The sequence below is a fragment of the Comamonas sp. BIGb0152 genome, assembly GCF_024809975.1.
Lineage (GTDB): Bacteria > Pseudomonadota > Gammaproteobacteria > Burkholderiales > Burkholderiaceae_C > Comamonas.
Map to the genome: position 1 here is coordinate 122,053 of NZ_JANUDY010000011.1, position 14,870 is coordinate 136,922.

Here is a 14,870-nt window from a genome sequence, read left to right on the forward strand (position 1 = left end):
CCCGCCTTATGGGTTGGCACGCTGGCCGGGCTGCACGGTGGCCGCGGGCGCCATGCCCTTGGGCAGCTCCTCGGGCTTGGTGGTGGTAGCGCCTTGGCCGGAAGGCTGGCCTGAAGAAGGAGAAGAGGAAGAGGATGAAGAAGTGGACGCGCCTGCAGCCGGCTCCTGAGTGGCCGCAGGGGCTGCATGGCTGGGCTGGCCAGCATTGGGCTCGACCGATGCACCGCCACCGTTTGCCGCATTGCCCGCAGCCGCAGCTGGCGCCGCCGTGCCGGCAGCCGCGGGGCCCGCACCGGCTGCACGGCCTTCGCCATTGCCGCGTCGGCCACCACCGTCACGCGTGCCGCGCCGGCCGCTGCTGGCGCCCTGGGCCTGTGTCGGCGTGTCGCCTTGCAAGGCCACCACAGCGCCGTCCTTCAAGCGGTCGGCGCCCTCGGTCACCACCAGCTCGCCCTCCTTGAGGCCGGAGTTGATGGCGATCCACTCCACCGTGCTCATGCCCCGGATGACGGTGCGCTGGGTGACCGTGCGATCCGAATTAATCACATAGACAAAATCGCCATTGCCGCCGGTGCGGATGGCGGTCACCGGCACCACCAGCGCGCTTTCGTCTTTCAACGTCAAACGGGTGTTCACAAACTGGTTGGGGAAGAGCGCGCCATCGGTATTTTGGAACCGGGCCTTGGCCTTGACGGTGCCGGTGGCGGTGTCCACCAGGTTGTCCAAAGTCAGAAAAACGCCCTGGGCCAGGGTCTTGTTGCCAGCGCGGTCCAGCGCCACCACTTGCAGCCGGGCATCGGTTTTTTGTGCGCCCATGACCGAGGGGATATGGTCTTGCGGCACGGTAAAGCTCACATCGATCGGCGCGATCTTGGTGATGACGGCGATGCCGGTGGTGCCACCGGCGCTGACGTAGTTGCCTGGGTCGGTGCTGCGCAGACCGATACGGCCATCGATGGGCGAGGTGATGCTGGCATAACCCAGGTTGAGCTGGGCCGTCTGCACCTGGGCCTGGTCGGCAACCACCGTGCCTTCAAGCTGCTTGGCCAACGCGGCCTGCGTGTCCAGATCTTGGCGGGCAATCGAATCCTGGTCCCACAGGGTTTGGTAGCGCTTCAGCGTCACCCGCGCCGCATCCAACTGCGCCTGGTCGCGCGCCAACTGGCCCTTGGCCTGCTGCAAGGCCTGCTCAAACGGGCGGGGATCGATCTGGGCGAGCTTCTGGCCCTTCTTGACCATCTGGCCTTCGGTGAACAGCACATCGCGCAAAACGCCAGAGACCTGGGTGGTCAAGGTCACGGTGGTGGTGGGCACCACGGTGCCCATGGCCGTCAGGGTGACGGGCAAGGTTTCGCGGCGTACGGCAGCGCTGCCGACGGTGACGGCCATGGCGCGCATCGCAGCACCGCCACCCATGCCCGGAGGGCCTCCCATACCGGGCGGGCCGCCGGCCATGCCCATGGGGGTTTTCTTGCTCTGCACCAGGTACCAAGCCCCGCCCGCCAACGCTGCCACCAGCGCAATCGCAATCGCTGAGCCCAGCCAGCGGCTGCGCCGCTTGGGCGCTGCTGCACCGCTTGGATCAGACAAGGGCTGCGTGGCACCCGGGGCTGTTGGGTGGGAGGGACGGGTTGAATTATTGGAGTTATGGTCCATGGCAGCAATCGGTCAGAGGTGTATTACAGCGGCGTGGGGCGAAACTCCACCATCGGCAGCGGCCTGTAAAGAATGACCGCATCCTAGTGCAGCCATGTTGCACCAGGCCTGTACCGACTGCGAAGATAAGTAAACACCTCCACCGCCAGCCCCTGAGTCTACTGAGATTCGCTGGCAGCAGGCTGGTTGCAAGACTGTTGGGAGCCCAGGTTTTTGCAGCTTTTGGCGGGCTGCAACCTCGTGCTGGCTGCGCCGCTTTGCGCGGCCGAAACCCAATGCGCAGACGCCCACGCTAAGCCTGCGCAGCCCGCCTCTCAGCGCCTGCGCACAAAGGCAGAGCCCCCAAAACTGCGGCAGCGCCCCTTGTCCCCAATGCACGGGCACAATGCTGTGGAAAGCTGTGAAGAAGCTTGTAGATAAGCCAGTCAGGCGATTGATTCACAAAGACAATGCCGATGCTGCCCAAAATTGAGGCATGCAGCCCGGCCGCGCTGCTTTTAGCCCCTTTATCTCGCTCGCCGGGGGCCTTAGGGGCCTGCAGCCCGCCGTTTGGCTAGGCGGAAAGCCGGTTTTCAGGCCTGGGCCAGCTTGTCCCCAGTCCGTGGGCACAATCTTGTGGAAAGCTCTGTGCACAGCTGTAGATAAGCCTGCCAAGCCCTTGAAACCATGAGACAAAGAAATCCATGATGAAAAAAAAGGCAGCCTGCAAGGCTGCCTGGGCTCACGCTGCGAGGCGTTGGCGTGCGGGGATCAGGCATCGTTGCGCTTGATCAGTTGCAAACCCTGCTCGGTAATGCTGATATGGCCATCGCGCTGCACCACCATGCCGCGCTCCAGCAAGCGCTTGGAGACGTGGTCATGCAAAGCATCTTCCAAAGAAATCGATTGGCCCAGCTCCAGCTTTTTCAGCACCGCCAACTCATCGACCGTGGGTTCAAACACGGGGGCGTGGTAAGTGGTGTGGGTATGGGCAGCGTTTGTAGACAACATGGCAACTCCTTGTATGGTTGCGATGCGTGCGTGTAGGCCTCGGGTTGCGCTCGGGGTCTGCGCGTTGGCGCATCTGGTAAATGAATGCCACGAAGCGTAAGACCGATTTTGGCAAGCGCCTGTAGGCGAATACCGCTAGCCTATCGCCCGCAGACGCCGCATTGCATAACTTTACGCCGCCGCTGCGCAGGCTTTACAGCCCACCGCAACCCAACCCAGCACAAGCCGTTTAGCGGGTAGGCCAGCTTCCCAACTGGTAGGCGCTGTCCCAGAACATCCATTCCAGCTCAGCGCTGTAGCGGTAGGCCTCGGCCATGCGCGTGCGGGTGGCGCTGTCTGCGGCCTCGGCCACACGGTCAATCGTGGCGATGACGGCGCGCACGGCGGCATGGAATTCCTCACTCGCATAGGTGTCCACCCAGGCCTGATAAGGGTTGCCGGGCTGTGAGCGGGTATGGATGTCGCGCCCCACTTCGGCATAGATCCAAAAACAGGGCAACAAACCGGCCAGCGCGACCGGGTAGCTTTCCGACCAGCTGTTGGCCAGCAAAAAGCTGGTGTAGTGGTGGCAGGCCGGCGTCAGCGGCGTGGCGGCAAAGTCTTGCGCCGAGATGCCGAAATCACGCATAAAGCCATCGTGCAGCTTGCGCTCTTCGACCACAGCCTCGTTCGCCGCATTGGCAAACTGCACCACGCCTTCTGCCTGGTCGGCCTTGGCAGCTGCCACCGCCAGCGCGCGGCCATAGGCCACCAGGTAATGCGCATCCTGGATCATGTAATGGCGAAAGCGCTCGACCGACAAGCTGCCTGCGGCCAGCTCGCGGTTGAAAGGGTGGTCCAGGGTGCGCTGGTACAGCGCTTGGTTGGCTTGCCACAGGGCCTGGCAGAACGACATGGAAACTCCTAGGGGGATCTTGGACAAGCGCTGATTGTCGGCCAGGGCTGCCAGGGTTTGCACGAACCAACCCCACAGGCGGCAGGACATGCCTGCAATACATAACCGGCTACGATCTGACAGTGCCCCGCGCTCAACTGCGCACCGAACCTGCACTGCCTATGCCCAACTCCGAACCGACGTTGACTACCGCCCAACAGCAAGCGCTGCAAGCCGCACAGCGCCATGGCGGGCAGGTGCGCGAGCACTCACCCCCGACTACCGCCATCCATGTGCACTTTCACCCCGATTGGTTGGTGCAGGGCACAGGCCTGCTGGCGCTGCTGTGCCAGCAAGGGCGCTACCTGTCGCAGTTTGAAAGCGGCAGCAGCAATGGCAGCTACAGCCCCGAGCCCCAGGGCGAACGCTGGCAGTGGGAGGACCAGCGGTTTGCGGGCGCTTACAACCAGGCCACGCCAGGCGAGCGGCCGGTGTACGGCGCCGTCGATCTGGGACCTTTGGGCCACCCCGGCCACCACGGTTATGGGGCGGCACCGCGTTTTGGATCGGCCTACTTGCAATTGCACAGCGCCGCCGCCGCGCGCAGCAGCTTCTGCGACCCCGACAGCTTTTGGCAACCCCGCCATACGGGGCTATGGCAGCAGATGGATTGGCAGCAGCTGCAATGCCTGCAACTGGCCGACCCGCTGGACCACTATGTGGAAGCGCAAGTGCATGGTGGCTTGCTGCTGGCGCGCGACGTGGCTGCTATCTGGCTGGATCCCTGCTACACCGACAGCCCTCTCGCGCAGGCCGTGCAGAACTGCGGCCTGGTGCTGCGCTTTCACCCGGGCTACCGCTTGCATGCCGGGCAGTTGGCGCAAGCCAGCCTGTACCGGGGCGCCGAGGTGGCCGAGGTGCTGGCCGATATGCTGGAGCACGCGCCGGGCTGTCTGACCCCCGCCGACGTAGGCCAGGCCCAGGCCTGCGGCCGCTACCCCGCCCCACTGCTGAAAAAAGCCTGGCATTGCCTGGCCCAGCTGGGCCGAGCGCAGGGTTTGGGAACCTCTGCCAAACTCCCTGCCTCGGCCTGAACGCGGACTTGGGCGATCCGCATCCATGCCATTGGGCGAGGGTCATGCAGAGCCTCCCTTGCGCCGTATCACCGATAATCGCTGCTTTTGTCGGCGCAGGTACTCCCCGCAGTGCCTGGCCATCTTCCGGATCCGCATGTCTTCTCCCGCTCCCACCCACCTGTTTGATACCGTCATCATTGGCGCAGGCGCTGCCGGCCTGTTTTGTGCGGCGCAGGCCGGCCAGCGTGGGCTCAAGGTGCTGCTGATCGACCATGCGGCCAAGGTAGCGGAAAAGATCCGTATCTCGGGCGGCGGCCGCAGCAACTTCAGCAACCGCGATCTGGATGTGCGCCAGCCCCACCGGCATTTTGTCGGCCAGAACCCGCAGTTTTGCCGCTCGGCGCTGTCGCGCTTTGGCCCGGCAGATTTTGTGGCCCTGGTCGACAAGCACGGTATCGCGTACCACGAAAAGCACAAGGGCCAGCTGTTTGCCGACAACTCGGCCGAAGACATCATTGCCATGCTGATGGCCGAGTGCCGCGCGGGCCAGGTGACCCACTGGCAGCCTTGTGCGGTGAGCGCCGTCACGGCTTTGGACGCAGACCCCCAAGGCTGCCGCTACGAAGTGGCCACCGCCCAGGGCCGCGTGCACTGCCGCCACCTGGTGATTGCCACCGGCGGCCTGTCCATCCCCAAGATTGGTGCCACGGACCTGGGTTACCGCCTGGCCCAGCAGTTTGGGCTGGCGCTGGTGCCGCGTGTGCCCGGCCTCGTGCCGATGACTTTCGATGGCAGCGCCTGGGCACCCTATGCCCAACTGGCGGGACTGGCCTTGCCGGTGGTGATTGGCACCGGCAGCAAAAAAGACCGCATGACCTTCCATGAAGACCTGCTGTTCACCCACCGAGGTCTGTCCGGGCCGGCGATCTTGCAGATCTCCAGCTACTGGACACCAGGCACCCCCATCGACATCAACCTGCTACCCGATGTCGACGTGGCCGCGCACCTTCTGGGGGTCAAGCAGCATTCGCGCAAGCTGATCGCCAATGAACTGGCCGGCCTGGTGCCCGCCCGCCTGGCCGATGCCTGGGTTGCCCAGGATGCCGACTGGCAGCGCCCCGTGGCGGAGGCCAGCGACAAGGCCTTGCAGCGCCTGGCCGAGCGCCTGACACGCTGGGAGCTGACGCCCACCGGTACCGAGGGCTACAAGAAGGCGGAGGTCACCGTCGGCGGTGTGGACACCCGGGAGCTGTCCCAGCAGACCATGGAGGCCAAACGTGCGCCAGGCCTGTACTGCATTGGCGAAGTGGTGGACATCACCGGTTGGCTGGGCGGCTACAACTTCCAGTGGGCCTGGGCCAGCGCAGCAGCCTGCGCTGCGGGGATGGCGCAAAGCCAATAGCAGCCCCAGCCCCGAGCAAGCCCAATACCTTGGTGTTTTGGAACCACAGCGCGAGGCTGGCATGCGGCTTGCCGCCAGCGGCCCTCTTGCCATTGGCTGAAAATCTGGTTATAATCCCACGACTTTGCTGGCAAAGCCCTGTCTGCCAATACTAGTCAATATGACAGGGCAAAACCGCCATTCAAGGCTTTGGGGCCCGATCTTTCCCAAAACCCGCTGTTGGCACCAATTGAAATATTAGCTAATGACGACTATCCGTGTAAAAGAAAACGAACCCTTTGACGTTGCACTGCGCCGCTTCAAGCGCACGATCGAAAAACTGGGCCTGCTGACCGACCTGCGCGCTCGCGAGTTCTACGAAAAGCCAACGGCTGAGCGTAAGCGCAAGAAGGCTGCTGCCGTCAAGCGCCACTACAAGCGCGTTCGCAGCATGCAGCTGCCCAAAAAGCTGTACTAATTGCAGCGTTCACACGCCCGGAGCAACTAGCCCAGGCTGTGACACCACCCGCGCTCGGGACGCCAGGCGCGGGTTTTTTATTTTCTGGCCACGGCCAGCATTGTTAGGCAGACCGCTGCTTGCTCGGACGGCCTGCCACCAGGAGCCTGTTATGAGCTTGAAAGCACAAATCACCGAAGACATGAAGAACGCGATGCGCGCCAAGGACACGGAACGCCTGGGCACCATCCGTTTGCTGCAAGCCGCGATGAAGCAAAAAGAAGTCGATGAGCGCGTCGAGCTCGATGACGCCATGGTGATCGCCATCGTCGACAAGATGATCAAGCAGCGCAAGGACAGCATTGCCGCTTTTGAAAGCGCCAATCGCCAGGATCTGGCCGACAAGGAAAAGTCCGAGATCGAGGTCATCAAGGCCTACCTGCCAGAGCGCATGTCCGCCGAAGAAGTGACTGCCGCCGTCAAGGCCATCGTGGCGGAGCTGGGCGCCGCCGGCCCGGGCGACATGGGCAAGGTCATGGGCGCGGTCAAAACCCAGCTGGCTGGCAAGGCCGACATGGGCCAGGTCTCTGCTGCCGTGAAGGCGGCACTGGCCCCCTGATCGCAGGGGGCCGAGGCCCTCTGGGACCCCGAATCGAAGCAAAGCCACTGCAGCATCTGGCGGCAGTGGCTTTTTTGCGGGCGGCAGTTGCGTGTTGCGCTTAGGTCAAGCTGCGCTGGCGCGCGCTGCGCAAGCCCAGCGCTGCGGCCAGGGCCAGCAGCAAGGACATCAGCAGTTGCCCACCCATGGACACCGTCGGCACGGGCACTGGCACCGCCTCGGGCTCGGGCGGGGGCACCGGCGGATCCACATCAATGGCATTGCGGATCACCTCGTCCTCATCCTCACTGCTGCACGCTGCCTCGCTGCTGCACTGGGCGGCATCGCGCACCCGGGCCAGGTTACGGATACGGGCTGGCGCCGTGGCAGTCACCTGGGCCAGCACTGCATAGCCGATGGACTCGCCCCCTGCCAGGGTCACCCCGGTGCAGCCTGAGGGACTGCAAACACCGGCCGCGCTATGGGCTCCCACCTCGGTCGCGCTGATCTCGGTCACCACCATGCCGGTGGGCACATCCTCCCACTGCAGCTGCACCGGCATTCCGCCCTGGTTGCTGAGGGTGACCAAGTAGCGGGTGCGGGTGCCTTCCAGTACCTGGTCCACGCCATTGCTTTTGTGCACCGTGATTTGGGCTGGCGCCAGCACCTCGGTGCGTGCCTGGGCGCAGCTCTCGGCGGGCAGGCATGCAGCGCCAGGAACGGGGGGCTCACGGCCTCCCAGCGGATCGATGGCGGCATGGTTGGTGATGGTGCCTGCCACAGCCGGCGCGGTGGCATGCAAGGTATAGGCCGCGCTTGCACCCTGCTCCAGTGCCGCATCCAGCACCACCTCGCACAGCAAGGGCGAACCGGTGCATGCCACCGATGCCACACCCGCACCAGCCGTTGCACCGGTCAAGCGCATGCCATCCGGCAAGGCCTCGGCCACAATCAGCGTTTGCCCGGCTGCAGCAGCGGTCTGGCCGCTGTTGCCAATGCGGAAGTGGTAGTCCAACGCCTGGCCGGCTTCCACGGTATTCGCAGCCGTCTTGGTCAGGCTCAAATGCACAGGCGTGCGCAAACTGTCGGTATCGGTGGCCACGCAAGGGGCCGCGGCGTTGCAGTGGGCACCGGTCAGCGTGGCCGTGTTGCGCACCACCGCATCAGCGCGCCCCTCCACCAGCGCGGTGACCCGTGCCTGCACCTGGTAGCTGACACTGGCCTGCGCAGCAACGGTAATGCCCGTGCAGCCCATCGGGGCCTCCAGGCGGCAGCTGCCCGCATCACTGGGCGGGCTTGCCCCCAGCGGCGTGATGGCCTCAATCTCCATGCCTTCGGGGCTGTCCAGCCAGGCCAGGTCCGTGGCGGGCATGCCGCCGCTGTTGCGGATGCTGACGGTGTAGGTGCTGCGGGCCCCTTCGCTCAGCGCATCGACGCCATTACCTTTGCTGATGCTGAGCGCGGCGGGCAGCGCAATGGCGTCCCGGTCCTCTGCGCTGCAGCTGTTGCCGCCCGTGCAGCTGGCACCGCTGAGGGTGACCGCATTGCGGGCGTTGTCCGGGCCCACTTCGCCGATCACCGTGGCCTGCACCGCGTACACAATGGCATCCCCCGCCGCCACCGTGATATCCGAGCAGCCACTGACCGTGCACAGGCCCGCCTCGCTGTTGGCGCCCACCGTGGTGGCCGCGATGCGGTCAATGCGCAGGCCCACCGGGCTTTCTGCCCAGCGCAGGCCCGCGGCCACGCTGCCGCCGGTATTGCGCAGCAGCACCTGGTAGACGGTACTGCCACCCTGGGCCAGTACATCCACCCCATTGCTCTTGCTGATATGCATGTTGGCGGCAGCGACGACCAGATCGGTATCCGTGCTCGCGCAGCCGGCCACCGACTCGCTGGTGCAGGTGCCGCCGCGCACCACCGCCTTGTTGCTGACCGAGGCGCCGGCTGCCACCGCAGCCAGCACCCGGGCGGTGACGAAATACTGAATCGATTGCCCTGCTGCCAAGCTGATGCCGCTGCAACCCGAGGTGGTGCAGGCACCTGCCAGGCTGCCAGCGCCCACGCTGCCCGCACGGATGCCCGTGACGGTCAGGCCGACGGGCGTATCCGCCCAGCTCAGCCCCGAGAATGCAGTCGCCGCACTGTTGCTCAAGGTCACGGTGTAAGTGGTCTCGGCGCCCACCGTGAGGCGGTCAACCCCATTGGTCTTGACCACGCTGACCGAGTCGGCCGCGACGACCAGATCGGTGTCGGTACTGGTGCAGCTGCTGGGGCTGCCACTGCTGCAATTGGCCCCATCCACCGAGGCGGTGTTCGATGCCATCGATCCCACCGGCCCGGTCACCTCGGCCTCCACGCGGTAGGTGATGGACGCACCAGGCGCAAGCACCATAGCGCTGCAGCCGTTGCTGTCGCAGACCCCGGCATCGCTGCCCGCGCCCACCGCAGCGGCCTGGATACCCAGCACGCGCACACCGTCTGGCCTGTCCAGCCAGGACACATCGCTGGCCACCGAGCCGCCCGCATTGCTCACCGTCACGGTGTAGACCGCGCTGGCGCCCGCCGTCAGCGCCGCGACCTGGTTGGTCTTTTGCACGCTCAGGGAGGCAGGCGTGCTTACCGCCTCCTGGTTGTAGGCCACAAAGGCAATGTCAGAGTCACCGCTGAGCGTTTGCACAAAACCGGCCACCCGCGCCATGTTCTCAGGCGTGATGCCGAAGTCGGCGAAATGGTAGGCGCGCATGCGCAGATCGCGGCTGCCATCGCCTACCGTGGACTTGGTGTGGTTGGGGTTCCAGAACTGCCAGTTCTGCCGGGCTACGACTGGCACGCTGCTCAGCGTGATGGTGACGGTATTGCCCACCACTGCGCCGGTGTCGTCAATAAAGTAGAACTGGTCTGACCTGCTCGATGGCTGGCCCACCTGGGTGACCAGCACATCGGGCACCGCATCCGTGGTGGACTCGGGATTGCCCACGCTGGCATTGAAGCGCAGCGAACCCGCAGGGATATTGAACAAGGCGGTGCTCAGGTCCAGGCCATGCACGCCGTCGGACAAGTACGACGCCCGCGTCTTGGAGACGTCGTAGCTGCCGCTTTGGGCAATGGCATTGAGCCCGCCAGTGGCCGGCAGTGAGCTGGGGTTGGGCGTAAAGGCCTGGAACACCGCTGCCTGGAAGGCCCCAGTCAACACGGCATCGTTGACCCCGGTCGAGTAGCGCACGCCACCGGCGGTGAACGCCAACAAATCATTGCGCCCATTGGCCGCCGCTGCGGTGGCGGCATTGCTGGTCGTCGCCGTCCAGCTGTTGCTGTTGAAGCTGCCCCAGACGGCACCCACATTGTCCGCGGCATGGGCGCAAGCCAGCCCTACCAGACAACCCAGCCCCACCGTCGCGCGCACCAGCCTGTCACCCAGTGCCATCCCATTAACTGAACCCATCACACCTTTACCAATCTTGTTGAAACCACGGTCACTGACGTACCAAAGCCCTGCCTGCCTGCGCAGCAACAGGGCCTGTACTCATCAGAGGAAATTCAAAAAATATATTAACTTAATCAATTATCAAAACCAAGCCTTCGATTCCATGTATTCACTTTGGTTAACAAAGCGTGAAACCACCCTTCATCGCAACACGGACCAGAGTCATAATTTCAATATGTGATATTTGTATCATTTTATTTCACAATCGGTATACCACCAAGCCACAGGTGTATCCCCCCTCAGGACCGATCACTTTGCGGCCTGGGCTTCCACTGACCGGTCGGCACTTGACAGGACCGGTGCATCTTCCTGATGCCATGTGTAGCCACAGGCCAATACCGCCCGGAATGGGACGCCTAAGTGCAGGAATTAGTAACGAATACCAGCAAAATCTCGCATCTTGCCATCCTGCTTTTACAATGCCCGGTTGACCGTCGGTCTCAACGACATGTTGCTATGTCTTTGCGTGCCGTACCGCCTAGTTTCACTTCCTATGAAAACACCCATGCGACTGATCTCCAAAAGCATTACAGCTGCGCTGATATCTTGCGCCGTCTCCGCAGGTTGGGCTGCCAACACGATTGCCCCACAGAACGGAAACTGGATCATTGCCGAGGAATTGGGCGGCAAGCCCGGCCGCGGCATGGGCATTGATGTCCAAGACGGCATCTTCCTGATGCAGCTGTACAACTACAACAAAGACGGCAGTGCCACCTTCCACATGGCAACAGGCGCAGTGGTTGACAACAAGGTGGACGCACCCCTCAAAAAGTACAAGGATGGACCTTACTTTGGAAGCGGCCGCCGCGATGGCGTGGAAGCTGGAAATGCCGGCAATGTGAAGATTGAATTCACCAGCCGCACTACCGCTACCATCCAGCTCCCAGGCGAAGAGCCCAAGCTGATGCAACGCTTCAACTACGAAAGCACGCCAGAGGACCAATGGTCCGACCCCGCCTTTGTCGAGCGCTGGGCCATGGTGACGATGGATGCGGATGGCAAACCCACCTCGACCTTCTTTGCCGATACGGCCATTGGCACCCAAATGGCCATGGTCCCAAACATGGCTGCAGGCTGGCCTTACAAATCCAGCAGCAAATTTACCGTGCATACGCTGGACCTGGCTACGCCCAACAAACATGGCTTCATGGAATGCGAGTACCTGGGCTCGAACATGGAATTCAGCTGCGTCGGCGAACAAGTGGACACCAGCTCGGGAAGTGCCGTGCGCAAGCCCATCAGCCTGGTCATGCAGCGCAGCATCGACGACCTGCAAGGCACGATGACGCTTGACGGTAGCGACACCAAGGTGATGGGCGCTCGGGTGGAGCAAACGGCGTACGCGATCGAAGAAAACAAGGTCGTCACGCGCGCTTATTTCCGCCGCAACTCTCTGCCCGAAGCCGGCACCTGGATTATCAGCAGCGAAGTCACCGGCAAAGCGGGCCGAGGCATCTCCCTGGACCTGCAAAAGCCGGTCGGCAGCAAGCACCTGCTGTTCATGCCCATCTACAACTACGATGAAAAGGGCAATGCGACTTTCCATATCGGCATGGCCACCCATAGCCCCAGCTCGGTCAACCCATCTTTGCCTGCCATCCCGGTGATGAAGTACAAGGGCGGACGTTATCTGGGCGGCCCTGCGCAAGATGGCGTAGAAGACGTGTATGTTGGACCTGAACAGATCACCTTCAACACCACCGTGACCGGCCTGGTTCAGTTCCCCAAAGAAGACCCCATGGCCTTCAAGCGCTTTTACTTCGGGATCAACCAGGACAGCGTGGACAGTCTCGTTGGCACCTGGGCACTGGTGCCGCATGCTGGCGCCGTCAAGCACCGCATTCTCAACCTGAAGAAAACCTCCAGCGGTGTGGTCGAAGACAAGGATGCGGGCTACACCTGCACGGTGTCTTACTGGCTGGATCTGCGCTTTGTCTGCGAACCTAAGACAGTCACCTCTGACCAGCAGCGCATTCGCCTGGGCGCCGGTTTTTATGGTGCGGCCCGCGCTATTTTGGGCGATGGCGGCTCCCTGCCTAACAGCTCTCCCGAGTTGACCGCTATCCGTATTGCTGACGGCCAGGGCAACCTCGTGCAAGGCGGCCCCCTCTACCCCGTCGACGACGAAGGCAGCAACCCCGGCAACGGCGAGGCAATAGCGCCTACCGCCCAAATCGGCACGGTGACCGGCGCAGTGGAAGGCGGCACCGTGACCTTGGAAGGCAGCGGCAAGGCTGCGGCCGGCAAGCGCCTGACATACAAGTGGACGCTGAGCTCTGCCCCTGCAGGCAGCGAGGCACAACTGAAGTCTGCCGACACCATCAGCCCCAGCTTTGTCGCCGACAAAGCTGGCAGCTATGTGATCACGCTCGTGGTCAATGATGGCAGCAAGGACAGTGCGGCAGCCAAGGTGACGGTAACCGTCATGCCCAAGGACGGCATCCAGCTGCTGCGCGACGATGACTCCTCCGCGTCGGGCCAGGCGCTGAGCTGGCCATACACCGCTTCGTCGGAGATCAGCGCCAGCGTAGCTTGCGTGGGTGCTTGCGATAACACCTACAAGATTGCGCAGTACAAGCTCCAAGTCAATGGCGCGGATTACACGATTGCCGACCTCAAAGCGACCAACCTGACCTCGGGGTCCAGCATCAAAGCGTCTTTTGAAGGTCTGACTGAAGGCCAAGTGGTCACTTCGGACAAACCTGTATCCTTTGCGCTGCGCAGCACCTATACCAATGGCAAGACGGTTAATCTGAAGTTCAGCTTCACGATCAAGGAAACCGGTGAGGCCTTCATCTACACCAACACCTTTAGAACCAATTGAGGTCTGGTGGCGGGACATCCATGGCACGGTGACATCCGCGCCTAGCCCCGCCAGCAACCCGGCCTTCTGCCCAGCGGCGGAAGGCTTTTTTTTGCCCAGCTTCTTCGCAACCGGGACAGCCCAGAGCACCGGGTCTAGCCCGGATGTGGTACATACGGCAAACACCGCTGTCCCTACACGGCTTGCCAGCTGCTACCGCAACTGCGGCAAGATACGCCGAGCCCTGCGCTCAACCCCCGGCCTGCCGACGCTTTCGCTTTCGCTTTCCTGAGTCATGCACCACAACGACGCTTCCGCTCCCCCGAACACACCACCGAGCACGCCCCCCGCCCCCTCCACCCTGCCGCTGGCCGGCCTGCGCGTGGTCGAATTCAGCCACATGGTGATGGGACCCACCTGCGGTTTGGTGCTGGCCGATCTGGGCGCTGAGGTCATCAAGGTTGAGCCGGTTGAGGGCGATCGCACCCGCCATCTGCTGGGCGCGGGCGCCGGCTTTTTCCCGATGTTCAACCGCAACAAGAAGAGCGTGGCCATCGATCTGCGCCAGGCCTCGGGGCTGGAGGCGGCGATCCGCCTGGCCAGCACGGCCGATATCGTGGTGCAGAACTTCAAGCCCGGCGTGATGCGCAAGTACGGGCTGGACTACCGCGCGCTGTCCCAGCTCAACCCGCGCCTGATCTATGTAAACCACACCGGCTTTCTGCCCGGCCCTTACGAGCACCGCACCGCGCTGGATGAGGTGGTGCAGATGATGGGCGGCCTGGCTTATATGACCGGCCGCCCCGGCGACCCGCTGCGCGCGGGCACCAGCGTGAATGACATCATGGGCGGCATGTTCGGTGCCATAGGTGCCATGGCCGCACTGATGCAGCGTGCCCAGACCGGCCGGGGCCAGGAGATCGATTCGGCGCTGTTCGAGAACAATGTGTTCCTGGTGGGCCAGCACATGATGCAGTTCGCGGTGACCGGCCAGGCCGCCGAGCCCATGCCCAACCGCATCTCGGCCTGGTCGGTGTATGACGTGTTCACCGTGCAGGATGGCGCCCAGATCTTTCTGGCAGCGGTGAGCGATGCGCAGTGGAGCACCCTGTGCAAGGCCTTTGGCTGGGGCGATCTGCTGGCCCACCCCGGCTACACCAGCAACAACGAGCGGGTGCGCCTGCGCCCCCAGTTGCTGCCCGAGCTGCGCCAGCGCTTTGCCACCATGACTGCGGCGCACATTGGCCAGGTATTTGAGGACAACGGCCTGCCCTATGCCCCGATCAGCAAGCCCGAAGAACTGCTGGACGACCCGCATCTGCTGGCCAGCGGCGGCCTGGCCCCTGTGCGCTTGAGCGATGGGGAACGCGCCGGACAAATGGCACCTACCACCTTGCTGCCGCTGCGCATGGCCGGTGAGCGCCTGGGCGTGCGCATGGACCCGCCTCAACTGGGCCAGCACACGCAGGAGCTGCTGCGCAGCCTGGGCTATGGCGACGACAGCATTGCGGCGTTGCGCGACAGCCAGGCCATTGCGGGTTAAGAATG

At 63.4% G+C, this 14,870-nt stretch carries 10 protein-coding genes; 6 read left to right on the forward strand and 4 right to left on the reverse strand.

Going from position 1 to position 14,870, the window contains the following annotated elements:
- Positions 1-6 precede the first annotated feature (6 nt).
- The 3 genes from M2375_RS19585 to tenA form a co-directional block, all read right to left on the reverse strand.
- Positions 7-1,656 carry an efflux RND transporter periplasmic adaptor subunit gene (locus tag M2375_RS19585; RefSeq protein WP_310473189.1) on the reverse strand — a complete coding sequence of 550 codons (1,650 nt, stop codon included), beginning with the start codon at positions 1,654-1,656 and terminating at the stop codon, positions 7-9.
- 750 nt (positions 1,657-2,406) lie between these two features.
- Positions 2,407-2,646 (reverse strand): hypothetical protein, encoded by a 240-nt coding sequence (locus M2375_RS19590; protein ID WP_259169698.1) that lies wholly within the window; start codon positions 2,644-2,646, stop codon positions 2,407-2,409.
- Between the two features lie 229 nt (positions 2,647-2,875).
- The gene (tenA, locus tag M2375_RS19595) at positions 2,876-3,541 is read right to left on the reverse strand and encodes a thiaminase II (RefSeq protein WP_259169875.1); all 666 of its coding nucleotides are present in this window, start codon (positions 3,539-3,541) and stop codon (positions 2,876-2,878) included.
- A 182-nt stretch (positions 3,542-3,723) separates the two neighbouring features.
- Here tenA and M2375_RS19600 point away from each other — a divergent pair, with 182 nt between their 5' ends.
- From M2375_RS19600 to M2375_RS19615, 4 genes are all read left to right on the forward strand, one after another.
- On the forward strand, positions 3,724-4,614 hold the full coding sequence (locus M2375_RS19600; RefSeq protein WP_259169701.1) for a DUF3626 domain-containing protein: 891 nt from the start codon (positions 3,724-3,726) through the stop codon (positions 4,612-4,614).
- A 136-nt stretch (positions 4,615-4,750) separates the two neighbouring features.
- Complete coding sequence (locus tag M2375_RS19605; protein ID WP_259169702.1) at positions 4,751-5,998, forward strand: NAD(P)/FAD-dependent oxidoreductase; 1,248 nt, start codon at positions 4,751-4,753, stop codon at positions 5,996-5,998.
- A 244-nt stretch (positions 5,999-6,242) separates the two neighbouring features.
- Positions 6,243-6,455 (forward strand): 30S ribosomal protein S21, encoded by a 213-nt coding sequence (gene rpsU / locus M2375_RS19610; RefSeq protein WP_007833691.1) that lies wholly within the window; start codon positions 6,243-6,245, stop codon positions 6,453-6,455.
- A gap of 151 nt (positions 6,456-6,606) precedes the next feature.
- Positions 6,607-7,053: a GatB/YqeY domain-containing protein gene (locus M2375_RS19615; protein ID WP_259169715.1), complete on the forward strand. Its 447-nt coding sequence runs from the start codon at positions 6,607-6,609 to the stop codon at positions 7,051-7,053.
- 100 nt (positions 7,054-7,153) lie between these two features.
- Here the strand turns inward: M2375_RS19615 and M2375_RS19620 are convergent, their stop codons facing one another.
- Positions 7,154-10,477, reverse strand: a complete 3,324-nt coding sequence (locus M2375_RS19620) for a DUF11 domain-containing protein (protein ID WP_259169716.1) — start codon at positions 10,475-10,477, stop codon at positions 7,154-7,156.
- A gap of 547 nt (positions 10,478-11,024) precedes the next feature.
- On the opposite strand from M2375_RS19620, the gene M2375_RS19625 reads away from it, so the two are divergent.
- Together M2375_RS19625 and M2375_RS19630 are read left to right on the forward strand one after the other, a co-directional pair.
- A complete protein-coding gene (locus M2375_RS19625) occupies positions 11,025-13,343 on the forward strand; it encodes a PKD domain-containing protein (RefSeq protein ID WP_259169718.1) in 2,319 nt (772 codons plus the stop codon).
- Positions 13,344-13,617: 274 nt separating this feature from the next.
- Entirely contained in the window at positions 13,618-14,865 is a 1,248-nt protein-coding gene (locus M2375_RS19630) for a CaiB/BaiF CoA-transferase family protein (protein ID WP_259169720.1), read from the forward strand.
- Positions 14,866-14,870: the final 5 nt, after the last annotated feature.

What these genes read in the sequence shown, in the direction of transcription:
- M2375_RS19620 (WP_259169716.1), bottom strand. Translation starts at nt 10,477, where the DNA reads ATGGGTTCAGTTAATGGGATGGCACTGGGTGACAGGCTGGTGCGCGCG.
- M2375_RS19585 (WP_310473189.1), bottom strand. Translation starts at nt 1,656, where the DNA reads ATGGACCATAACTCCAATAATTCAACCCGTCCCTCCCACCCAACAGCC.
- M2375_RS19615 (WP_259169715.1), top strand. Translation starts at nt 6,607, where the DNA reads ATGAGCTTGAAAGCACAAATCACCGAAGACATGAAGAACGCGATGCGC.
- M2375_RS19625 (WP_259169718.1), top strand. Translation starts at nt 11,025, where the DNA reads ATGCGACTGATCTCCAAAAGCATTACAGCTGCGCTGATATCTTGCGCC.
- M2375_RS19605 (WP_259169702.1), top strand. Translation starts at nt 4,751, where the DNA reads ATGTCTTCTCCCGCTCCCACCCACCTGTTTGATACCGTCATCATTGGC.
- tenA (WP_259169875.1), bottom strand. Translation starts at nt 3,541, where the DNA reads ATGTCGTTCTGCCAGGCCCTGTGGCAAGCCAACCAAGCGCTGTACCAG.
- M2375_RS19630 (WP_259169720.1), top strand. Translation starts at nt 13,618, where the DNA reads ATGCACCACAACGACGCTTCCGCTCCCCCGAACACACCACCGAGCACG.
- M2375_RS19590 (WP_259169698.1), bottom strand. Translation starts at nt 2,646, where the DNA reads ATGTTGTCTACAAACGCTGCCCATACCCACACCACTTACCACGCCCCC.
- rpsU (WP_007833691.1), top strand. Translation starts at nt 6,243, where the DNA reads ATGACGACTATCCGTGTAAAAGAAAACGAACCCTTTGACGTTGCACTG.